Origin of the sequence: Sulfitobacter sp. HI0040, from assembly GCF_001634885.1 — a bacterium.
Classification (GTDB): domain Bacteria; phylum Pseudomonadota; class Alphaproteobacteria; order Rhodobacterales; family Rhodobacteraceae; genus Sulfitobacter.
Map to the genome: position 1 here is coordinate 1 of NZ_LWEX01000342.1, position 283 is coordinate 283.

A 283-nucleotide genomic window follows, 5' to 3' on the forward strand; every position below is an offset into this window, starting at 1 on the left:
CGTGCGTGATGTTGAAATCCGGGTTCTCGGCCTTGTAGGCCGCCAGCTCGTTGATCACATCTGTCGGCTCGTAAGGCAACAGCAGCTTGGTCACGTCCATCGCACGTTTCTGCAATACCTTCAGCGAGGGGCCGACGCCACAGGCAATGGCGAACTTGATCAGCGTCTGCAGTTTCGCGGGGCCCGCGATGCCGATGTGAATGGGCAGGTCGATGCCTGCGAACTTCAGGCTGTCGGCCCATTCGATGATCGGCTGCGCCTCGAAGGCGAACTGGGTGGCGAT

General features: G+C 60.4%; 1 pseudogene. It reads right to left on the reverse strand.

Annotated features, from left to right (window positions below):
* Nucleotides 1-283 (reverse strand): annotated as a pseudogene (locus A3728_RS14895) (methylenetetrahydrofolate reductase); the annotation flags it as partial.